Genomic DNA, 22,081 nt, shown 5'->3' on the forward strand with positions numbered 1-22,081 from the left:
AAAAGTCAAAAGATTAGGCTTTAGTGTTCAAAGTGATGTGCAATTAAGCCGTACTAAGTTTAAAAATAATGCTAATTCATGCCCTTTATAACTATTTATCGTTATTGATTTTTCATACTTACAACCACAGACTATGATAGTTTTAGATTCGAGCTATACTAAGCCATACCATAGCTATTGACCTCAATAGCCTTTCACATTTCAGAGAAAAAGGATAATTCCCAAAGCCATGACGTTGTCTTATTCACATGCGCACCAGCAAGGTAGCGGCACGACAGAAGTGGTCGCCGTATTGGTCGCTATCACCGATCATATCGCGCGCGTTCTAACCGTTGACCAAGGCAAGCTATTGCCAAATGGGCCACTTATGCCGCTACATCGCTCGTTACAAGCAGGCGTACGTCAGTGGGTAGAAGAGCAAACGCAGCAACCGCTTGGATATTTGGAGCAGTTATATACCTTTGTCGATACCAATAGACGCAACATCGACGGTCATGCGTTGGTGTATGTGAGTTATTTAGGTTTGGTGCAAGAGACGCAAACGCAGGCACTCCAAAGCAAAGCGCTATGGCGAGATTGGTACGACTATTTCCCATGGGAAAATCATTTGGACGGTATGCCCAGTATTATTATGGACTTTATCGTGCCTGCGCTACTTGAATGGGCCAATACTGCCAACGATTCAATCGTTCAACAGCGCAGGCGTCAGCGTATTGGCTTATGTTGGGGGCTGGACGAAGCGTTTTTGGCAAGTGGTAAACTCACTGACAGTCAATCAGTCAACGAACACGATAATGAAAGTAGAGAATGGATTGCAGAGCATGTATTACTACGCTATGAGATGCTTTATGAAGCAGGTCTGATACCCGAAGCCCCTAATTATCCGCCCAACTATCAGGCTGTTGCTTTGCCAGAGGACTGGTCACAACGCATAGGCGTCCCCATGTATTATGATCACCGTCGCGTGATTGCTACTGCTATCTCAAGACTGCGCGCGAAGATTGAATATAGACCGCTTATTTTTGGTCTGATGCCAGACGTCTTTACCTTATCGCAGTTGCAGCAGAGTGTTGAGGCGTTATCAGGCGTGCGTTTGCACAAGCAAAACTTTCGTCGATTGCTTGATTCACAAAACTTGGTAATGGAGACAGGAGAGAGTAGTACTGCTCAGCGCGGTCGTCCTGCCAAGCTATATCGCTTCCGCCATGATATTGAATTACAGAGTTTATTGATGGACAGCAAACTTCCTAAGCGCAAATAACGATGACCATCCAATAATATCTCGTACTTGAAATGGTTAGTAAAACGAAAAATTTGTCACCTTCCCTTGCAGGGTCGCTAACTTTACGCTATATTTATGCTCATTTTGAGTTTAAATAACAAGCATTTTTTATCAATATCATGCCTATATAAGGGTCAAAGATGACAATTGAACAAGAGCCAGCATTGGATGACGTATTGCTCAAGCCATTGGTTGAGAATGCACTAACTGAAGATTTGGGTAGGCGTGGTGATGTAACGTCACAAGCTACTATCCCAGCCGATATGCAAGCGCAGCTACAGATCAAGGCGCGGCAATCAGGTGTGATATGCGGTATAGATTTGGCACGTTTGTCTTTTGCCTTAGTCGATGCACAAATTGAGTTTATTGCACAAGTACAGGATGGCGAAACAGTAGAGGCTGGTGCAGTGTTAGCGACCGTAAAAGGTAACGCGCGTCATTTATTGACTGCAGAACGCACGGCACTGAACTTTATGACCCATCTTAGCGGTATTGCGACAGCGACCCGTCAAATTGTCGATAGCGTAGCGCAATATCCTGCACAAATTACTTGTACGCGTAAGACCATTCCAGGTTTGCGTATTGTACAAAAATACGCCGTACGCTGCGGCGGCGGACGTAATCATCGCTTGGGGTTGGATGATGCAATTTTAATTAAAGACAATCATATCGCTATTGCTGGTGACATCAAAACAGCCATTCAGCAAGCACAGAAATTTGCTGGGCATCTGATTCCTATTGAGGTCGAAGTCGATACGCTAGAGCAATTAGAGCAAGCGCTCGATGCAGGTGTAAGTTTAGTACTATTGGACAATATGTCGCCTGAAACATTGTCGCAAGCGGTTACTATGTGTAAGGGTCGCGCAAAGACTGAAGCCTCAGGTGGTATTACGCCTGAAACGGTACAAGCGGCGGCAAGTACAGGGGTTGATTTTATCGCGATGGGTTATTTGACGCACAGTACGACAGCCTTAGATATTGGGCTAGATTTTAGTGCATAAGTGCATAAGTGCAGACGTAATAAAGACTAATAGCACTACATGTGCTCGATTTTATGACCAGGGTTATCACAGAGTTAGTAAAATGGTAATTTATACTGATAGCTTGTACTGATCATCTGTTAAATGTTTGTTTTTACACTGAAGCTTTACTAAGGTGACATGTAGGCGTAACGGCGCAAAGTTAATGATTTTATTAGCTTATCTGCCTATGCTACAATGCTATTTTTAGTTGCCTATTGGGTCATCGTTGCACTCGCACGATGACCTTATCTTTTTGCACAAGCGGTATCAATAGACAAGCGAGCGCTCAGTGAATACTGAAATTATCAAGATAATCCTAGCCTTTATGGTATTGATCAATCCATTTAGCGCATTGACGTTATTTTTAGATTTGACTCGCGGCTATTCGATGAACAATCGACGTAAGGTCGCACGCGTTGCTTGTTTGACCATTTTTATCACCATTAGCTTTTTCACGATTGCAGGTGAGACGCTACTAAAAACCCTTGGTATTTCTATCGGCTCGTTCCAATTGGCAGGCGGTATATTGGTGTTTTTAATTGCCCTAAATATGATGAATGGAGAGGGTAACCCGGTTAAACCTGATCAAGAGAACTTCGATGTTGATCATGTGAAAGATGCGCCGGTTTCAATGGCAGCTGCCGTGGTTCCCCTCGCGATTCCGATGATGATTGGGCCTGGTGGTATCTCTACGGTTATCATTTATTCTTCACAAGTATCAGGTATTTTGCAGGTATCTGCCATTTTGATTGCTGGCTTATTTATCAGTTTGTTTTGCTATTTGGCATTGATGGCAGCAGGTCGTATCAGTCGCTTACTAGGCGATACTGGCTTGAACATCATGAGCCGAATCATGGGTATGCTATTGGCAGCCGTTTCTATCGAGATTATCGTTAATGGACTGCGTACGCTCTTTCCTAGCTTGATGTAAATAATTAATACTACCGCTAACCACATAATTTATACAGTGGTTAGCGGATATCGACCTGATTCAGTATTATCCAATACGTCGTTTACTTAATGTTCAGTTTATTCAACACTCAGCTTACTTATCATTTCTCAGTCATACCTCTATCAGCTTTGATACAAATGCCAAGCCAGATAGAGCATCAGTAACCCTACCAAAGCATCCAGTATGTTCCATGCCTTAGGTTTCTCAAATAGAGGCCTGAGTAATCGCGCACCATACCCAAGAGCAAAGAAGAAAAAGAACGAAGCGCTAATTGCACCTGCGGCAAACGTCAATTTACTGCTTGCACCCGTAGAGACCATACCGACGAGTACCAATGTGTCTAGATAGACGTGCGGGTTTAACCAAGTAAAGCCAAAGCATAGTAATAAGGCTTTTTTTAAGCTAGTCACGACTTGTCCTTCGACAGTCAAAGCGTGTGACACACGTACGCTGGCATACAAACTCTGTAAACCATATCCTAATAAAAATATAACACCTGCTATTTTTGCGATATCTATAACGTGAGGATAACGGGCCGTGACTGCACCAAAACCACCAACACCTGCTGAGATTAAAAACGCATCGCTCACCGCACAAAATAAACAAACAAAAAATATGTGCTCGCGTTTGAGACCTTGTTTGAGTACAAAGGCGTTTTGAGAGCCAATAGCAATGATGAGAGATAGCCCAAGTAGGAAGCCAGAAATATAATCGGGAGCATTCATAATACGGCGCTTAACGGTTGGAGTGTAGGAATGGTGACATTTTGCTTACTGGCAGGCCAGCAAAAACCTGCTAAGATACGCTATTGAATGAATGTATGCAATATGCGCACAATGTGAGTGTAATAGACGAGGGGCAGAGCAAGTCATGGTAGTCAGTTTGACAAGAATGCTACAGTCATTTGGGCAAGCTCAAGATGACCTACCGACGTTGGCAGCAAAGAATGCTCAGGAGATGAGCGTCAATCATGAACAGGATGCTGCTGCTAATAGTGATAGCAATCATGCAGTACAAGAGCGTTCTACACTAACTCCGCCTGAACGTGTAAACCGTATATGTGATGCGTTGGCACAAGTGAGTGATAGCCAATCATCCACGCCTTTGACTGATCGCTATCTGAGTAATCGTGCTCAAATGCGCCCAACCAATAGACCGCCTTTTGACCCAGATACCTTGTGGTATCTCAAACATGGACGTTGTCCGATTATGACTGAGCTTATTGATGTGGTCGATGAGGCCACCCTAAATGCCATGCCTATCGAAGCCGTTGCGATATTAGATCGTATCAACGGTAAGCTAAAGCGTTATCGTGAGTGGAGTAGTGAGCTGAACGAACAGCAACAGCAGCAGCATAACGAGCGTCAGTTCGTCATCGATAAATTAGTGTCCGAAAGTATCCCTGAAGCATTACATCATTATGAGCAGCTACAACGCTTTAGTCCGCATCGCACCAAAAATAATATGGTGCAGGGCAAGATGACTGCCGGTGATATGCTGACAGATTTGTTCTTAGAGATTGATTATGAGCTTGACGAATTATTGGATGAATTGCATCAGACAGTCTTAAACCGCCTTGCCTCAACCCACCGCTACGTTAAAAGCCGTACGCAAAGTTAAATATTCTCTGATGACACTTTCTCTCGTACATTTGCAAAAGTTAAGTATTATCAAAAAACACAATCGACCCAGTGCATAACAATATAGGGCTTTAATAGAGCCTTATTTTTTTGTTTAATAATAACAACCATAAGAAATCAGCCACGACATTCTGATAAGTAATAAGGACAATATAATGACCCAAATGACTGCGATGTTCGTAATGTTTGTTTTGTATGGGCTGTTGCCAGCGGCTGGGCTATATCTAGGTTATCGTGGCATTAAAAAAGTCACAGCACCCAAAATGCTCGAATATAAGGCAATGCCGCAACTGGGTTATATACCTGAAAAAAGCCTACCCGTCGACGTTAAGACCGCTCTTGATCAAATTAATACAAAGGGTGAAAAGTTGCGTGTCATGTATGGCGATACCAATAATGATGGCAAGATTGATGACAAAGATACAGTTAATGAAACTTATATTATGATTCAAAACTTAATGGATAGGCATGTGCCACAAGCAGTCGCTGACTATCGCCGCTTACATGATTTAGATGTGACGGATAGCGCGCTTGCTGATACTACCAAAATTAAACATTCTAATGTCACTGGCAAAGAAGCCTTGTTAGATGTGCTTAAGACAATTAACACACAGTTCGATGACCTGCTCAACGCGTCATATCATCAAGACGGACAAAAACTACTTGCAACCAATCGCTATCTCCAAAAACGTTTTGATAATCCTACTAGCAACACAGAGTTTCAAAAGCCCGATAGCACTAGCACTGCCAGTAGAAATGCGAGCAGTAATGTAGATATCCAAGCGATTGAAAGCCCAACTGGTGAAAATGTGAGCGCTAAAGATATTAAGTTATAAATACAAAGTTGAATGGTGAAAGGGTAAAGAGCAAGCGTATATGAGTATCTTAATAGGCATCGGTATTGTAACGACCGTCACTACCTTTTATCTAGGTAGAAAAGGCTGGCAGGCTTTTCATAAAGCTGTCGGTATCTCACCTGGCGTGCTCACGTATCAGGATTACGATGCGCCCTTGTCATTAGCCACATTACGCTTGCAGCAGCTAACGTTAAATAAACAGCACTTAAAAAACTTGTCTGAGCAGCAACTACGCCAGTTAAAACGTATCGATGAAAAAGTAAGCAGCTATTACGCTTATCAAGCAGCATTACATGTTCAACATAAGACACCAGCGATAACAGAAGCGCAGTTTGTATTAAATAAAATGCTGCAAACACGGTTACCCGAAATGCTAGCCACTCATTACCAATTAACGGATATAAATGTCAATAATGGGAATAACGATAAGAGATTGGAAGCTAATGAATTATTGCAGAGTGTTTTAGATAATATTGAGCAGCGTTTGGATAGACTACTGGCGCAAATGGAGGAGGAACAGCTACAAGAGCTGCGAGTTATGAAACACTATATTAATAGCCACGATAGCTGAGCCGTTACATTTATACTGAGCGAATGTGACGCCTGTAAACTGTGAAGCCTATAAAAAGACGCAAAAAAAGCGGTCAATGACTATTCATCATTGACCGCTTTTTTACGTTTATCCCAAATCTATTTAAGACTTAGAATAATGTTAAACCAATTTAACTAGCGCTTATCATTGCGATCACGGGTGTTGCGTGTACCGCGGCTGGCAGGGCTAGCGCTACTTTTAGGTTTCGCGCTGCTATTGCGGTTATCGCTACGAGTGTCAGTACGACGCGCTTTAAGCGGCTTGTTTCTGATACGTTCTTGCTTTTCTTTGGCTGCGCCATGTAGACCCGTGCCATAACGTGGACGCAAGCTGACCAAATCCGTCAACGTGTTGATTTCTTTTTTATCAAGCTCTAAGAAACGGCCAGTACGTAGCTCTTTTGGTAGAACAATCGTGCCATAGCGTGTACGTAGTAGACGACTAACTTTTAGACCTTGTGACTCAAACAAACGACGTACTTCACGGTTACGGCCTTCTTTTAGCTGGACGTGATACCACTTGTTGACGCCTTCGCCGCCGCCTTCTTTGATGTCTTCAAATTTGGCAAGGCCATCTTCTAGCATGACGCCAGCGGTCAATGCACGGGCGATATCAGGCGTTACTTCACCCAATACACGCACGGCATATTCACGAGTGACTTCACCAGATGGATGCATCAAGCGATGCGCCATTTCGCCATCGTTAGTAAATAACAATAGGCCAGTTGAGTTAATATCCAAACGTCCAACCATTACCCAGCGATCATGCGTCAGCTTTGGCAAACGTTCAAAAACAGTTGGGCGGCCTTCTGGATCTTTAGCCGAGCAAACTTCGCCTTCAGGCTTGTAGTAAGCGATAACACGGCGACGCTTCTCATTTTCAGAAGTGTATTTTATTTGACGGCCATCAACGCGAATCTCATCACCTTGCGAGACGCGATCACCGATGGTCGCAGGACCATTGTTAACCGTTACGCGGCCAGATTTGATGACTTCTTCCATTTGACGGCGTGAACCAAGTCCCATACGGGCGAGTGCTTTCTGTAATTTTTCATCTTTCATCATAATATCCTTGAGTCGGTGGGTTTACATTTCTCAATGTAAAAAATTGGATTGACTATTCTACGCTATTTTAACAAATTTAGCACGTAAACCAATACTTTACTGGTTATTGATGCCTAAACAAACATAATGCTAATCAATAAAAGTTTATTAGTCGTATACGAAATATAGACTTGAAGATTCTCAGTGCCTGATTGTATGAATGATTACATAGATACAAACACTTACACTATTCCGGCATTAAAAGGATAGTTCCAATCATAAGTGTAATCGAAACAATCCTTCATTGAGCTGAAATTTTTCAAATTAAAAATAAAAACTTTATTTATTACAAAGCTGTTTTTACTTCCATTTTTTTATCGCTCAGCAATTTGAAAGTTGATATTAATTTTCGTAATTAGCCGCAAATAAAGGGATTGATGAGAAATTGCAAAATAGTCAGTTAATTATTTTATGAATATTATATGTATTGCACTGAATATAGTTTAGGTGTATATTTATTAAATATATTCTTTTTTACGAATATAAATGCTGTGGGTAGGTTTACTGGTTTGATTCACAAATATAAATATGAGTAACTGTTATGGTTAATAAATATTTCATTTTTGTACACAGACGCTTTTTGGTAATGAGCATATTTTGCTTATTTCTAATGGGGTTGTTTAGTGGCTGTACGATCAACTCAGGACTTCAGTCAGGAAATCTTCCTGAATCTGGCACCTTTACCGCAGAAAACGGTCTTCAATTTCATATTCAGCCTTTAAGTCTGGCAACTTTACCGCGTACAGCGCCGCCTACTGTTACTCAAGATCTCTCTCATTTGATCAAAACCTCTGGACGAGTCAATTACGGCATTGCGAAAGGGGATGTGCTGAATATCATCCTTACCAATTATCCAGATATTAATGCGTCAACTGCTAGCTTAACGGTAGATCAACAAGGGTATATACAGTTTCCATTGATAGGCAGAGTTCAAGCCAGTGGGCTGAGCGTGCCGCAGTTCACCGCTACGTTGCAAAGCAAACTACAGCGCTATCTCAAGTACTCAGATCCTCAAGTCAAAATCATCAATTACCGTGGTAGCAAGTTTTTCGTAGATGGTGCGGTGAAGCAGTCTGGTGAGTTTGCTATTGCTGATGTGCCAGTGTCGGTATATGGGGCTATCTCTATGGCAGGTGGTACTACTGAGACAGGCGATTCAAATAACATTGTGCTAAATCGTCAGGGCAACAGCTATCGCTTAGGAGTGCAGTCACTACAAAGAATGGGGCTGTCTGCCAATCAAATCTATCTCCGGGATGGTGACTCTATCCACGTCAATAGCCAAAACCGCAATAAGGTCTACGTATTGGGTGAATTTGGCAAAATTGAGCCAGTGGCGATTCCAGAACAAGGGCTGAGCTTAGCGCATGTATTGGGCGAGTCAAATGGGCTAAATTCCAGTACGGCTAACGCCGCCAAAGTATATATCGTGCGCGACAACCCTCAGTACCAGTATACCAATATCTATTACGTCGACATGCAGAGCATTACAAGCTTGGCACTAGCCAGTCGCTTTGACATGCAAGCCAATGACATTCTTTATGTAGATCCAACAGGCTTGGCTCGCTGGAATCGTGTGATTAGCGCGATACTACCATCAACCTCTGCCATCAACGTGATATCAGGGTTATAAATGATAGCTAGTGAAAATACTGGATGTGCTTTGAATTTCAATACTGAGATTAATTGAAATAAGAATAGGAAGTAGAGTGATAGATTTTATAAGGTGCGATGAGGCAGAGAGCAATCTAACTGCAGTCAAGGGCAGTCAAGGGCAGTTAGGGACTTGAAGCTAAGCGAAAGCTATTAAGCGATTAACATTGAATAATGGGTATATGGTTATGAATAATATAGATTCAAAAGACCTATCGACACCTAAGGGTGACAACGACAATGACAACATCGACTTAACGGCGCTGGTTTTGGTTTTGTTGCGTGGCTGGAAAATCATAGCGCTCATGGCAGCAGTCGGACTCTTAATAGGTTTCTTTTATACACGTTATATTAATCCGACCTTCAAGTCTGATGCACTGATCCAAATTGAAGAAAACTCCCAAGGAGTCGATGCGCTTGGTGCAAACATCTCAGAGTTGGTTGGAGAAGAAGCGAGCAAGGCTGAGGCTGAAGCCGAGCTCATACGGTCTCGGATGATACTAGAGCCAGTCGTCGATATGCTACATCTAGACATCAAACTGACCGATCCTAATATTGGCTATCTCGATAAAATAACAAACGACCGCATTAATACTCAGTTGAATACAAATGATGGTGTGTCTTTGAGCACAAAAAACGGTTCGGTTCAAATCAATCAGTTCGATGTGTCACCAGCGTATTTAAACCAATCTTTTACGCTATCACAGTCTGAAACAGGATTTGTCTTGAGCAATGGACTAGATGATTTCAAAGGACAGTTAGGTCAGCCACATCAGTTCAATGGGGTAAACGGTGAGATTAATATTACGGTGACTGAGCTACCTACAGATGGTTATCCTATTAGCATCACTAAGCAGACCTTAAAGACCACGACAGATGCGATTAACAGCGCATTGTCTGTGGAAGAAAAAGGCGATAAAACCAATATTATTCAGCTGTCGATGACAGGCACAAACCAACAGCAAATCACGACCACACTTGATCAGATAGTCCAGTCTTATATCGATCAAAACCAATCTCGTGGTACGGAAGAAACGACCAAAACACTGGCTTTCATGGAAACGCAGATTCCAGCATTAAAAGAAAAATTAGACACCTCTGAAGCTCAGTTTAATGAGTTTCGTAAAAAGCACGGCACCATCGATGTAGGTAAAGAAGCTGAGCTGTTACTAAATGAAAAGTCTCGAATCGATGAGCAGCTCAATGATCTCAAATTAAAGAGAGCGGATTTAACGACTTACTATACCAATGAGCACCCACTCGTTATCCAGATAAATGAGCAACTAAAAGTCCTCAACAGTCGAATAGGAGCGATAGGTAGCACAGTGGCAGGACTGCCTGAAATCCAGCGAAAGTTCTTAAAGTTATCGGAAGATACAGCCATTAATAGAGAGATTTACCTCACGCTGCTCAAAAATTATGAGCAACTAAAAATCGTTAGAGCTGGTCAGGTTGGTTATGCCCGTATTCTAGATAGACCGACCAGTACTTTCGATGCCATTGCACCAAACAAATTCCAAATTATGCTGCTGGCGCTACTCGTAGGTACTGTACTGGGGGTAATGCTGGTTCTAATCAGAAACTTAATTAGAAATGTCGTAAAAGACCCAGAACATCTAGAGTCTAAAACGGGAATTCCTGTCATTGCAACGATTCCACGTTCGACCTCGATATCTAAGCTAGGTGGGAACAAAAAAAATACTGGTCGAATGCTTGCTCACGTTGATCACAATGGCTTGAGTTATGAAGCAATTAAAAATTTACGGACAAACCTTTTATTTGGTAAGACGACGAAGACAGCAGATGAAAAGTCCGCTCAGACCATATTAATCACTGGAGAAAGCCCAGGTGTCGGTAAGTCTTTTATTACGGCTAATTTATCTGAGGTATTTGCACAGCTTGGCAAAAAAGTGCTGATTATCGATGGAGATATGCGTTTAGGGGAGCTGCACAAAATGTTTGGTCTGAATCCAGACAGTGGTCTCACAGACTACTTACTGCAGGATAAAGATAGCTCTCTAACAGTTAATGAGCCTCGATTAGATACTGACATGGCTAAGTTAAACCTTGAAAGCTTTATTCAGCCGACTGGTATGGAGCATATTGACCTTATATCGCGGGGACGACCGTCGCATAATCCGACTTCTTTATTGATAGGAGAGAAGTTCAATCATTTGATGGCAGCGCTCAAAACGAAGTATGACTATATCGTTATCGATGCGCCTCCTATATTGGCTGCATCAGACGCCATGGTATTGGCACAACACGCAGACAGAGTACTGATTGTCACCAAATTTGATCATTCAGTAGAAGGCCAACTGGTCTATGCCATCAAACAGATGAGTAAAGCAAACGTACAAGTCGATGGCATCATCTTAAATGACATACAGCAAAGTATTTTGAATAGGTACAGCTATCACTACCATTATGCTTATGGACACAATTCGTAGTTAGCTACTGTTCATTGTCCATGGCAAACGAGCGACATAACTTAGGTAGGTGGATCTTATGTTTATAAAAACAGAGTCTAACAATGCTTATCACACGCCAAGCGATATCAATCGATGGTCGAAGCGTATGATGCTGTTTTTATTAGCCTTACCACGCTTTGCTAAATGCTCTATCTTATTTGGTATCGATTTTTCGGTTGCTGTCCTTTGCTTGGTAGCGGCATTGGCATTGCGTCAAGGTTATGTCGATGATCAAATCGGCCTTACGGTATTAGCTTTTTATGCAATGATACCTGTCGTCAGCTTATATCTGATTGGCTTTTATAGAGGCGCCTCTAGAGGGTTTTTCGATGCGGCGATGGGTCGAGTACTACAGTTGTTTTTATTACTTATTATCGTTTATCAGTTCATCATTTATGTAAATCCAGTATCAATGATGCCGCGCTCAGCGCCAATTATATTTTTGTTCTTATTTTTTATTTGGTTATGGAACAGTCGGCTAATGATTCGCGGGTTGCTGAATCGATTACAGAAACCAGACAATCAAGGTCGCCTAGATAGTTGCTGCGATAACGTGATTATTTATGGCGCAGGATCGGCTGGTAGAGAGCTATTAGAGAGCTTGAGACATTCTCATAAATATAATGTAGTGGCATATATCGATGATGATCCGCAGCTGATAGGGGCTTATCTACATGGTAAAAAAATATATGCTGCTCATGCGTTACCTTGGTTAATAGAAAAATTAAATGTCGCGCAAGTGATTTTGGCAATGCCTTCTATGAGCCGTGGTCGTAAAAAACAGATTATGGATAGCCTGTCAGGCGTTTCTGTCAAATTAAAGGATTTACCGAGCTTACGAGAGCTTGCTGATGAGATCGTAACAGTCAGCCATATACGGCCAGTCGATATATTAGATGTGCTTGAAAGAGAGACTGTCGAACCAGTTGCTGAGCTCCTTCAAAAAAACATTACGGGTAAAAACGTACTCGTGACAGGCGCAGGCGGCTCTATTGGTAGTGAGTTATGCAGACAAATCATGAAAAATAAACCTGCATGCTTGGTGTTATACGAGCAGTCTGAATATGCTTTGTACACAATCGATCAAGAACTTAGAAGCCTTGTCGCTAGTAACGTCACTAGCAATGTCATTAGTAATACTGAATATCAAGATACTGAGATTGTTAGCGTCATTGGAAGCGTTGGTAACGAAAAAAAATTAATCAATATATTCGAAAAATACCATATAAAAACGATTTATCACGCTGCAGCGTATAAACATGTACCGATTGTCGAGTCCAATCCATTTGAAGGCACAATCAACAATACTAAAGGCACCTACCATTGTGCTTGTGCCGCAATAAAGGCTCACGTTGATACGTTTGTACTGATCTCTACTGACAAAGCAGTGCGGCCGACCAACGTGATGGGAGCCTCTAAACGCTTGGCTGAACTCGTCTGCCAAGGACTGAGCCAAAGCAACAGTCATACATGTTTTAGTATGGTGCGTTTCGGCAACGTTTTGGGTTCATCAGGCTCTGTGGTACCACTATTCACCAAACAAATTGAGCAGGGTGGTCCGATTACCATCACCCATCCAGACATCACGCGCTACTTTATGACCATACCAGAAGCGGCCAGTTTGGTTATCCAAGCAGGGGCCATGGCGTTCGGTGGTGAAGTATTTGTGCTTGATATGGGTGCACCTGTCAAAATCGTGGATCTTGCCAAACGTATGATTCGTCTGACAGGGTGTGAGCTAAAAGATGCGAGCAATCCTAATGGTAATATCGAAATTGTATTTACTGGATTGAGACCAGGTGAAAAGCTCTATGAAGAGCTAATCATTGGTGCTGACAATATAGAGACCACGTTTCATCCACTCATTATGCAAGCAATGGAACATAGTTTTCCATTGGAAGATATCGAAGCTATCTTATTTGAGTTTATCGAAAGATCAAAGCGGCACGATACTGAATGGTTGAAAGCACAATTTAGGACCTTCGTTGAAGGCTACCGAGAAGGCGATGAAGCTGATGCCGAAAAGATAGATATAGAACTGATGGACGTAGTGAGTTAATAGAATAAAAAATTGAAGTAAGTAAACTAATAGAGTGGTTAAAAGTATGTTGCGATTAGCCAAAGAATTGTTTGCCCTGTTAACTGTAGACCAGCGACGACGTTATTTGTCTTTGCAGATTATGATGGTGTTCATGGCATTTATGGAGCTGTTGGGAATTGCTTCTATAGGGCCCTTTATGGCCTTAGTGGCTGATATGCAGCTGCTTGAAACCAATGCAATTCTTAATCGTATATATGTAGCCAGCGGTGTGAGTACACATACAGATTTTTTGTTCATAACGGGTCTATTTGTACTGTTGATGCTTAGTTTAGCGTCTATTTTGTCGATGATTACGACATGGCGTTTGTCTTTATTTGCTTATTCGGTCGGTACAGAGATTAGTGATCGTTTGTATCATTATTATTTGCAAAAAGACTGGTTGTTCCACGCTAGTGGAAGCAGCGCTCAATTGACTAAGCAAATTGCAACTGAGGCATTAAGAGTAACAAACTTTATTATTTTGCCATTTATACAGATGAATGCTCGTCTAGTATTAGCAGTATTTATCTCAGTTAGTATCTTTATTTATAACCCATTGATAGCAACCGTAGGGGTTGTATTGTTTGCTAGCGGTTACGTAATTATATACAGAATGATTCGTAAGCGTATCGCCTTGTATGGAGAGTACGTTTCTACTACCTCAACTGATCGATTTCGTTTAATGAATGAGGGCTTTGGGGGGATCAAAGATGTACTACTCTACAATCGTAGACATGATTTTGTACATCAGTTTGAGACAAGTGGAAAGTTATTTGCGCATGCTCAAGGAGTAAATACAGCATTAAGCCAAGCACCTAGATATTTAATGGAGTTGTTAGCTTTTGGTGCAATGATTGGGCTAGTTTTAGTTTTGTTGACAACACGCGAAGGGAATTTGAGCCAAGTATTACCTATATTAACCGTTTATGCTCTTGCTGGTTTTAAGTTATTACCTGCTTTGCAGCAAATATACCATAGCGTTGCTACGATTAGAGGCAATACGGCTGCTTTTTATTCTATAAAAGAAGACTTGCTTGCATCGTTGACCGTAAATAGTGAGCAGGGTGCTGCTTCAGATATTGCGAGCGGTCAAACAATTGATTTAGCAAAAATTAAGACTATACGACTGAATAGGGTTAGCTTTACCTATCCTAATAAAGTAATGCCAGCATTAGATAATATAAATCTAAATATACCTATCAATTCTACAGTTGGTTTTGTCGGTGAGTCGGGGTCTGGTAAATCTACAGCTATCGATCTATTACTAGGTCTTATTGCACCAAATACCGGACAGTTAATGCTTGATGACTTAATTATCGATGAAAAAAACAAACAGGCTTGGCAGCAATACATAGGTTTCGTACCGCAGAGTATATTTTTGAGTGAAGGTAGTATCGCTGAAAACGTCGCTTTTGGCATATGTCGTAAAGATATTGATTTAGTAAGAGTAAAACAGGCAATTAAGCTTGCCCATCTAGAGTTCTTAGTAGACAGTTTATCTGAAGGTTTAAATACTAAAGTTGGTGAACGAGGCGTACAACTATCTGGAGGACAGCGACAGCGTATTGGCATAGCTAGAGCATTATACAATCAAGCTGATGTATTGGTGTTTGATGAAGCAACAAGTGCCTTAGACGGTATTACTGAAAAAGTCATAATGGACGCTATTCAAGAGCTAAGTGGGCAGAAGACCATCGTAATGATAGCCCATCGTCTAAAAACAGTAAAAAATTGCGATATTATTTATTTTATGGAAAAAGGTAAAGTGATTGAACAAGGCACTTATCAACAGTTAATAAATAGCAACCCAACGTTCGAAAAAATGGCTATGTATTCATAGTTGAAATAATAAAAAATTATTTTCATAAATCACTATTTTCTATGGTAAATAACGATTATGAAGTTTTAACAATAAACGCAATAGAGTATATGGATTTATTCGAGAGATAAAATATGAAAAATATATGCTTTCTTATAGGTAATCTTAATCACGCTGGCGGTACTGAAAGAGTAACCAGTTTAATTGCGAATGGGTTTGCCGAAAGAAGTTATAATATCTCAATTTTAAGCCTTGTAGGAGGCGACAATCCTTTTTTTAATCTAAATGATAATATAGAAAATCACTTTTTATACTCTAAGAGTGTGTCTTTTAAAAAGAGAATTTTGCAAGCAATTTATAGAATACGTCAATTTGTAAAAAAGCAAAAAATCGATACGCTCGTTGTGGTTGATAGTATTTCATGCATATTTACAGTACCTGCGCTAGCGGGTTTGAATGTCAATCATGTTTGCTGGGAGCATTTTAATTTTAAAAATGACTTAGGAAAACCTGTTAGAAGGTTAGCTCGTCAATTAGCCGCACGATATTGTGATGCAGTAGTGACTTTGACAGAAAGAGATAGGCAGTACTGGTTAGATGGCACACATCATAGGTCTCAAATAGTAGCAATACCTAACCCTTGCCCATTTCCACCGCAGACATATATCAAAAAAGAAAACACAAAAATCGTATTGGCAGTTGGTGGATTGACTCAAATAAAAGGCTTTGACATGTTGCTTGAGGCTTGGGTGCAGGTAAATAGCTCTATGCCTGATTGGAAGCTAGTCATAGTTGGGGAGGGAGAAGATAGAAAAAAAATAACAGGATTTATTAAAAGGACCAAATTGACAGAAAGCGTGTGCCTAGTAGGTAATACCTCTCATATAAGTAGATATTATGAACAAGCGGAAATATTTTGCTTGAGCTCTCGTTTTGAAGGTTTTCCAATGGTATTACTTGAGACGCTGGCTTTTGGACTACCTGTTGTTAGCTTTGATTGTGATACAGGCCCTGCAGAAATATTAAAAGGTACGGGTTCTCTCTTAGTGCCAAAAAATAATACTAAGCAACTGGCTTCAGCATTGATAAAGCTAATGAACAATAAAGAAGATCGAAAAATGATTGGCATAAAAAGTAGGGGCAAGTCTGAAAACTATCAACCTAAAGAAATAATAAGCCAGTGGGTTTTTTTGTTAGAGGGTTTAAAGAGCTAAGATTATTTTTTATATGACTATATTAATCCAGATAAGAGATTTAGTATTTTTTGGGCGGGTAATAATTATCAAATATAGTTTTAGTATAAATAGTAATAGCATGAGATATGATCAATATTTAGCTTACGCATATTCATAAAAGTTACTTATATGAAATCCATTTATGTTATAGCCTTTAGAAATAAATAATAAGGAGAGCGACATGAAAGTTCTAATAGTAATTAGTAGTGTCAATAGCTCGGGCGGTACTGAGCGAGTAGGATGTATGCTTGCGAATAGCTTATCTGAAGTAGGGTATGAAGTAATACTAGCCAGCATATCCTATGGAGATAAACCTTTTTTTCCTATAAATAAAGAAATAAAACTAGTGTCTCTAATGAGTTTTTCAGACCATAGGTTGCTCCGTATTCCTAATACTATTTATAAATTAAGGAAGCTACTAAAAGAAGAGGAGATTGATGCATTGATAGTAGTAGAGACATTATGCTCTCAATTTACTATACCTGCCACCATAGGCTTACCGGTCAAGCATATATGTTGGGAGCACTTGAATTTTAATCACGATTTAGGAGTTAGAAGTAGAAGAGTCGCTCGTCAACTAGCAGCACGATATTGCGATTCAGTAGTGACTTTAACGGAAAGAGATAAGCGGTATTGGTTAGACGGCACGCATCATAAATCACAAATCTTAGCAATAGAAAATGCTTGTCCATTCCCACCACAAGACTATATCAAGCGAGAAAACACAAGAACCGTATTGGCAGTAGGTAGGTTGATTCAGGTGAAAGGTTTCGATATGTTGCTTGAGGCTTGGGTTAAGGTAAGTGACTTTATGCCAGATTGGAAACTAGTCATAGTTGGCGAGGGCAAAGAGAGAAACAAACTCACAAAATTTATCGAAGAGAATGAGTTAACTGAAAAAGTGAGCTTGGTGGGTGAGACTTCGGATGTAAGTAAATACTATAAAGAAGCAGAAATATTTTGTTTAAGCTCTCGTTTTGAAGGTTTTCCAATGGTGCTGCTTGAGGCGTTAGCTTTTGGACTACCTATTGTTAGCTTTGATTGTGATACAGGCCCTGCAGAAATATTAGAAGGTACAGGTTCAATTTTAGTACCGAAAAACAATATCGATGAGCTTGCTTCAGCCTTGATAGAACTGATGAATAGTAAAGAAGATCGAAAAATAATTGGCTTACGAGGAAAAGAGAAATCTAAAAAATATCAACCTAAAGAAATAATAGGGCAGTGGATTGAGCTATTAGAAAAGAGTGACTAATTATAGAATAAATAGAATAAATAGAATAAATAGAATAAATAGAATAAATAGAATAAATAGAATAAATAGAATAAATAGAATAAATAGAATAAATAGAATAAATAGAATTAAAATAATGGATGTATGCCTACTCATATAACAATTTTATAGCTATAGGATAACAATGAAAATACTATATGTTATTACAGGCTTAGGACAAGGAGGCGCTGAACGAGTTGTTTGTGACTTGGCGGATGCCATGGTCCAAAAAGGGCATCAAGTTAGAATTGTGTATTTTGTAGGTGAGGTACTTACTAGACCAACATGTGAAGGTATTGAGTTAATGAAAGTTAGCTTGACCAATATAATCTCTCTACCTGCTGCATATATTTTGCTATCAAAAATAATTAAAAGTTATCAGCCTGACGTTGTGCACTCGCATATGGTCCATGCAAATATTTTGACGCGTTTAGTCAAAATAGTAACTCCAATAAATAGATTGATATCCACCGCCCACAGTAGCAATGAGGGCGGTGCACTACGTATGCTAGCTTATCGACTGACTAACCGCTTGGCCGATGTAAGCACCAATGTCAGCAACACGGCAGTTGCCTCTTTTGAATCAAGATATGCAGTACCAAAAAAAGGAATGAAAGCTATATATAACGGAGTGAATTTTGATGACTTTAGTTATAGTACGCAGGCAAAAATCGCAATAAAGGATGAGCTCGGGCTAGATCAGAACTGCAAGGTAATCTTAGCAGTTGGTAGGTTTAATAAAGCAAAGAACTACCTTAATCTCTTGAGGTCTATAAGATTTTTAAAAACCGCTAATTCTATTCCTTTTGTACTGATTATTGCAGGTGATGGTGAATTAAGGTCAGAAATCGAAAGGCATATTATAGAGTTAGAGTTAGATAAAGAAGTTATTCTGTTAGGTAGAAGGAGTGATATATCAACGTTGATGAGTGCTTGTGATACGTTCGTTTTATCATCTGATTATGAGGGGCTGCCGACAGTATTGATTGAAGCTTTAGCTTGTCAAGCAAACGTCGTTTCTACTGATGTTAGCGGCGCCCGTGAGATATTAGACGGTTATGGAAGTATCGTACCTATCCAGAAGCCTGAAGCTTTAGCAAAAGCCATCGAAGCTAATTTATTAATTGAACAGAAGAATATTCTAGGTCGACAATATGCCAAAGACAAATTTGATATAAAGATTATTTCCGATGAATGGGTGGAAATATACCATGAGAAATAATCAGCAATTATTCGAGAGATTTTCTAACTCTAATATATTTTTATTAGTTACCGCTATCTTTTTCTCAAAAATAATTGCATTCGTACTGATGGAATACGATATTTTAATAATAAACTTGGGCGGTGGCAGCGATGCTAATTACTATAACTCTTATGCTGAAGGCTTTACAGATACCGCAGTAAATATTTGGCCAGTATTACTAAGGTGGTTAAACGATTTTGGCTTGTATTCGCGTGATTTGACTACTTATTTCTTATTTTTTCTAAGTTTAATAGCTATTCCCATTATGGTAGTTAGACTTTCAGGCATAACGTTCAAAAGAAATCAAAAATACTATTTATACGCTCTTTTAGTTTGCTTGATTCATCCAACGATATTCTTTTTTTCAACAGATATATTTCGCGATATATTTATGGCCTTTAGTTTTCTATTAGGATGCCTGACAGTAAAGTGGTTCTTAAGTAGTCATAGTGTCTTTGGTACTGTCTTTTATTTTTTATTATCTGTGGTGATTGGATTCTTCTTAATAGAGATAAGACCTTATTTAGGGTATGCCTACTTGCTTAGTCTACTTTTCTTAAAAATAAAATTTACTAAAAGTAGAGCTTTTTATTTAGGTCTTCTCTATCTTGGACTTCTGTTTGCAGCAAACTATTTAGGCGTTTTGGACTTGCTAACTGAGTATCGGTCTGGATTTGAAGAGTCGGAAGGTGGCTCGACTCTAGGTCTCAGCTTCTCTAATCCTATACTATTTATACCTAATTTTATAATTAGCTTTTTGGGTCAGATGCTGGGCTTGTACATTACTAACCCGCTAGCGCTTGTACTATTCGTACTCGAAACCGTTCCTTTCTTTTTCATGCTCATATATGTATTAAAGAACATTAAGTTAGCAGACAGCTTTGTACGTTTTCTCATTATATTTTTCATATTCTACGGCAGTGTTTGGCTGATCGGAAACGATAATTTAGGCACCGCAGTACGTTTAAGGATATACAACTATTTGGCTATATATATCAGTTTTTTTTATATCTTAAGGCTTAAAAGATCGTCTTTTAGAAAGTCCTCCTCAAATAGAGTATAGGTGGTGAATGGATGAAAATAATTATTTTAGGCACCATTGCTTATAGTTTTTATGGCTTTCGCGCTGACCTTATTCAGGAGTTGGTCAGACAGCAGCATACTGTCTATGCGTTTACTTCTGAATATACTCAAGATGAGCTAAAGAAAATAGAGAAGTTGGGTGCCATACCTGTAACCTATAGTTTAAATCGAGGGGGTTTAAATCCTTTAGCGGATATCACAGCAGCTTATCATCTGTCCAAAGTTATTAAGAAAATAGCGCCAGATATTGTGTTCTCTTACTTTTCTAAACCAGTCATCTTTGGCACGTTAGCAGCAAAAATAGCAAAGGTTCCACAGGTTGTAGGTATGCTCGAAGGATTGGGTTATTGTTTTACAGATCAACCTGAAGGCCTCAGCAAGAAGGTAAAAGTGATTAAAGGTATCCAGGTCTTATTGTATAAAATTGCTTTGCCACGGTTAAATCGTCTTATATTTTTAAATACTGATGATCCTAATGATTTATTGAAGCGGTATAAAATACAAGTGAAACAGGTAAATGTGCTAGGTGGTATCGGCTTAAATCTAAGCCAGTACAAATATCAGTCCATAGTAAATATCGAAGAACCTATCAAATTTTTATTTATTGGTCGCTTATTGAAAGAAAAAGGTGTCCATGATCTTATTTCGGCTATAAAAATAGTAAAGAAAGTATACCCTGAAGCGTATTTCACTATTTTGGGAGAGATAGATGCTTCTAATATGGGTGCATTGCAGAAATCAGAGTTAGATGAGTTGATTGCCTCGAACATCGTAAACTATCCTGGTCATGTTGATAATGTAAAAGACTGGATTGCAAATCATCATGTATTTGTACTGCCGTCTTATCGTGAAGGTGTGCCGCGCAGTACTCAGGAAGCGATGGCAATTGGAAGACCTATTATTACTACTGATGTACCTGGTTGCCGTGAAACGGTTGTTGATGGAGTAAATGGGTTTTTAGTAGAGAAATGGAATCCGAAAGCTTTGGCAGAGAAAATGATTTACTTTATAGAACATCCTGAACAAATTAAAGAGATGGGTGATGAAAGCTACAAGCTAGCACAAGAGAAATTTGATGCAGATAAAGTCAATAAACGACTAATAAATATGTTGGGTTTATAAATGATAAAACGACTATTTGACATTGTAGGTGCAACGACAGCGTTAGTAGTGCTGTCTCCTGTCTATGCTGCAACTGCATATAAGGTGAGTAAAAATCTTGGTGCGCCTGTTCTATTTCGTCAGATTCGTCCAGGTCTGTATGGCAAGCCATTTGAGATGATAAAGTTTCGATCCATGAAAGATGATATAGACGTAAATGGCAATCCTTTGGAGGATGGCGCGCGATTGACATCGTTTGGTAAAGCGCTGCGTAATACCAGCCTTGATGAGTTGCCTGAGCTTTGGAATGTCATAAAAGGTGATATGAGTTTAGTGGGCCCGCGACCATTATTGATGGAATATCTGCCCTTATATAATGATGAACAAGCGCGTCGACACGACGTCCGCCCAGGTATTACAGGGTATGCCCAAATTAATGGTCGCAATGCTATTGGGTGGGATGAGAGGTTTGCACTTGATACATGGTATGTTGACAATCAGTCGCTGTGGCTGGATATCAAGATTTTATTTAAAACGGTAAAAAAAGTCATTGTTAAAGAGGGTATCAGTGCTGAGGGCGAAGCAACTATGAGTAAATTTATGGGCAATAGTATTAATGAAGAAATGCTTTAAGAGTACTCTTTGCTGATAGCAATACAGCTAATCAAAAGACAT

Annotated in this window: 18 protein-coding genes; 16 read left to right on the plus strand and 2 right to left on the minus strand. The window is 39.8% G+C overall.

Annotation, left to right across the window (positions count from 1 at the left end):
- The first annotated feature begins 229 nt into the window (after positions 1 to 229).
- From SJY28_RS06970 to SJY28_RS06980, 3 genes are all read left to right on the plus strand, one after another.
- Positions 230 to 1,261 (plus strand): hypothetical protein, encoded by a 1,032-nt coding sequence (locus tag SJY28_RS06970; RefSeq protein WP_101206240.1) that lies wholly within the window; start codon positions 230 to 232, stop codon positions 1,259 to 1,261.
- A 161-nt stretch (positions 1,262 to 1,422) separates the two neighbouring features.
- On the plus strand, positions 1,423 to 2,283 hold the full coding sequence (nadC, locus tag SJY28_RS06975; protein ID WP_379543914.1) for a carboxylating nicotinate-nucleotide diphosphorylase: 861 nt from the start codon (positions 1,423 to 1,425) through the stop codon (positions 2,281 to 2,283).
- A gap of 310 nt (positions 2,284 to 2,593) precedes the next feature.
- Positions 2,594 to 3,235 carry a MarC family protein gene (locus SJY28_RS06980; protein ID WP_082624565.1) on the plus strand — a complete coding sequence of 214 codons (642 nt, stop codon included), beginning with the start codon at positions 2,594 to 2,596 and terminating at the stop codon, positions 3,233 to 3,235.
- Between the two features lie 143 nt (positions 3,236 to 3,378).
- On the opposite strand, the gene SJY28_RS06985 is transcribed toward SJY28_RS06980, so the two are convergent.
- Positions 3,379 to 3,981, minus strand: a complete 603-nt coding sequence (locus SJY28_RS06985; RefSeq protein WP_101206238.1) for a LysE/ArgO family amino acid transporter — start codon at positions 3,979 to 3,981, stop codon at positions 3,379 to 3,381.
- Between the two features lie 166 nt (positions 3,982 to 4,147).
- On the opposite strand from SJY28_RS06985, the gene SJY28_RS06990 reads away from it, so the two are divergent.
- The 3 genes from SJY28_RS06990 to SJY28_RS07000 all read left to right on the plus strand — a co-directional run bounded on the left by SJY28_RS06990 (position 4,148) and on the right by SJY28_RS07000 (position 6,324).
- Positions 4,148 to 4,876 carry a hypothetical protein gene (locus tag SJY28_RS06990; RefSeq protein WP_379544949.1) on the plus strand — a complete coding sequence of 243 codons (729 nt, stop codon included), beginning with the start codon at positions 4,148 to 4,150 and terminating at the stop codon, positions 4,874 to 4,876.
- A gap of 175 nt (positions 4,877 to 5,051) precedes the next feature.
- Complete coding sequence (locus SJY28_RS06995) at positions 5,052 to 5,732, plus strand: hypothetical protein (RefSeq protein ID WP_379543915.1); 681 nt, start codon at positions 5,052 to 5,054, stop codon at positions 5,730 to 5,732.
- A gap of 40 nt (positions 5,733 to 5,772) precedes the next feature.
- Positions 5,773 to 6,324 carry a hypothetical protein gene (locus SJY28_RS07000; protein ID WP_379543916.1) on the plus strand — a complete coding sequence of 184 codons (552 nt, stop codon included), beginning with the start codon at positions 5,773 to 5,775 and terminating at the stop codon, positions 6,322 to 6,324.
- A gap of 155 nt (positions 6,325 to 6,479) precedes the next feature.
- On the opposite strand, the gene rluB is transcribed toward SJY28_RS07000, so the two are convergent.
- The gene (gene rluB / locus SJY28_RS07005; RefSeq protein ID WP_101206234.1) at positions 6,480 to 7,406 is read right to left on the minus strand and encodes a 23S rRNA pseudouridine(2605) synthase RluB; all 927 of its coding nucleotides are present in this window, start codon (positions 7,404 to 7,406) and stop codon (positions 6,480 to 6,482) included.
- Between the two features lie 628 nt (positions 7,407 to 8,034).
- On the opposite strand from rluB, the gene SJY28_RS07010 reads away from it, so the two are divergent.
- From SJY28_RS07010 to SJY28_RS07055, 10 genes are all read left to right on the plus strand, one after another.
- Positions 8,035 to 9,081, plus strand: a complete 1,047-nt coding sequence (locus SJY28_RS07010) for a polysaccharide biosynthesis/export family protein (protein ID WP_379543917.1) — start codon at positions 8,035 to 8,037, stop codon at positions 9,079 to 9,081.
- Positions 9,082 to 9,289: 208 nt separating this feature from the next.
- Positions 9,290 to 11,551: a polysaccharide biosynthesis tyrosine autokinase gene (locus SJY28_RS07015; protein ID WP_379543918.1), complete on the plus strand. Its 2,262-nt coding sequence runs from the start codon at positions 9,290 to 9,292 to the stop codon at positions 11,549 to 11,551.
- Positions 11,552 to 11,609: 58 nt separating this feature from the next.
- Positions 11,610 to 13,631 (plus strand): polysaccharide biosynthesis protein, encoded by a 2,022-nt coding sequence (locus SJY28_RS07020; RefSeq protein ID WP_379543919.1) that lies wholly within the window; start codon positions 11,610 to 11,612, stop codon positions 13,629 to 13,631.
- 346 nt (positions 13,632 to 13,977) lie between these two features.
- The gene (locus SJY28_RS07025; RefSeq protein WP_379543920.1) at positions 13,978 to 15,492 is read left to right on the plus strand and encodes an ABC transporter ATP-binding protein; all 1,515 of its coding nucleotides are present in this window, start codon (positions 13,978 to 13,980) and stop codon (positions 15,490 to 15,492) included.
- A 113-nt stretch (positions 15,493 to 15,605) separates the two neighbouring features.
- Positions 15,606 to 16,685 carry a glycosyltransferase family 4 protein gene (locus SJY28_RS07030; protein WP_379543921.1) on the plus strand — a complete coding sequence of 360 codons (1,080 nt, stop codon included), beginning with the start codon at positions 15,606 to 15,608 and terminating at the stop codon, positions 16,683 to 16,685.
- Positions 16,686 to 16,887: 202 nt separating this feature from the next.
- Entirely contained in the window at positions 16,888 to 17,961 is a 1,074-nt protein-coding gene (locus SJY28_RS07035; protein ID WP_379543922.1) for a glycosyltransferase family 4 protein, read from the plus strand.
- A 163-nt stretch (positions 17,962 to 18,124) separates the two neighbouring features.
- On the plus strand, positions 18,125 to 19,201 hold the full coding sequence (locus SJY28_RS07040; protein WP_379543923.1) for a glycosyltransferase: 1,077 nt from the start codon (positions 18,125 to 18,127) through the stop codon (positions 19,199 to 19,201).
- Entirely contained in the window at positions 19,191 to 20,285 is a 1,095-nt protein-coding gene (locus SJY28_RS07045) for a hypothetical protein (protein WP_379543924.1), read from the plus strand. Before SJY28_RS07040 ends, SJY28_RS07045 begins: the two co-directional genes overlap by 11 nt.
- A gap of 11 nt (positions 20,286 to 20,296) precedes the next feature.
- A complete protein-coding gene (locus SJY28_RS07050) occupies positions 20,297 to 21,427 on the plus strand; it encodes a glycosyltransferase family 4 protein (RefSeq protein ID WP_379543925.1) in 1,131 nt (376 codons plus the stop codon).
- Complete coding sequence (locus SJY28_RS07055; RefSeq protein ID WP_379543926.1) at positions 21,428 to 22,039, plus strand: sugar transferase; 612 nt, start codon at positions 21,428 to 21,430, stop codon at positions 22,037 to 22,039.
- Positions 22,040 to 22,081 lie beyond the last annotated feature (42 nt).

Origin of the sequence: Psychrobacter sp. R86515 (genome assembly GCF_042466315.1) — a bacterium.
GTDB lineage: Bacteria > Pseudomonadota > Gammaproteobacteria > Pseudomonadales > Moraxellaceae > Psychrobacter.

Bases quoted from the DNA above. Each gene is read 5' to 3' on its own strand.
- SJY28_RS07040 (WP_379543923.1), top strand. From the start codon at position 18,125: ATGAAAATACTATATGTTATTACAGGCTTAGGACAAGGAGGCGCTGAA.
- SJY28_RS07045 (WP_379543924.1), top strand. From the start codon at position 19,191: ATGAGAAATAATCAGCAATTATTCGAGAGATTTTCTAACTCTAATATA.
- SJY28_RS06990 (WP_379544949.1), top strand. From the start codon at position 4,148: ATGCTACAGTCATTTGGGCAAGCTCAAGATGACCTACCGACGTTGGCA.
- SJY28_RS06970 (WP_101206240.1), top strand. From the start codon at position 230: ATGACGTTGTCTTATTCACATGCGCACCAGCAAGGTAGCGGCACGACA.
- nadC (WP_379543914.1), top strand. From the start codon at position 1,423: ATGACAATTGAACAAGAGCCAGCATTGGATGACGTATTGCTCAAGCCA.
- SJY28_RS07000 (WP_379543916.1), top strand. From the start codon at position 5,773: ATGAGTATCTTAATAGGCATCGGTATTGTAACGACCGTCACTACCTTT.
- SJY28_RS07010 (WP_379543917.1), top strand. From the start codon at position 8,035: ATGAGCATATTTTGCTTATTTCTAATGGGGTTGTTTAGTGGCTGTACG.
- SJY28_RS06985 (WP_101206238.1), bottom strand. From the start codon at position 3,981: ATGAATGCTCCCGATTATATTTCTGGCTTCCTACTTGGGCTATCTCTC.
- SJY28_RS07035 (WP_379543922.1), top strand. From the start codon at position 16,888: ATGAAAGTTCTAATAGTAATTAGTAGTGTCAATAGCTCGGGCGGTACT.
- rluB (WP_101206234.1), bottom strand. From the start codon at position 7,406: ATGAAAGATGAAAAATTACAGAAAGCACTCGCCCGTATGGGACTTGGT.
- SJY28_RS07020 (WP_379543919.1), top strand. From the start codon at position 11,610: ATGTTTATAAAAACAGAGTCTAACAATGCTTATCACACGCCAAGCGAT.
- SJY28_RS07050 (WP_379543925.1), top strand. From the start codon at position 20,297: ATGAAAATAATTATTTTAGGCACCATTGCTTATAGTTTTTATGGCTTT.
- SJY28_RS07030 (WP_379543921.1), top strand. From the start codon at position 15,606: ATGAAAAATATATGCTTTCTTATAGGTAATCTTAATCACGCTGGCGGT.
- SJY28_RS07055 (WP_379543926.1), top strand. From the start codon at position 21,428: ATGATAAAACGACTATTTGACATTGTAGGTGCAACGACAGCGTTAGTA.
- SJY28_RS07015 (WP_379543918.1), top strand. From the start codon at position 9,290: ATGAATAATATAGATTCAAAAGACCTATCGACACCTAAGGGTGACAAC.
- SJY28_RS06995 (WP_379543915.1), top strand. From the start codon at position 5,052: ATGACCCAAATGACTGCGATGTTCGTAATGTTTGTTTTGTATGGGCTG.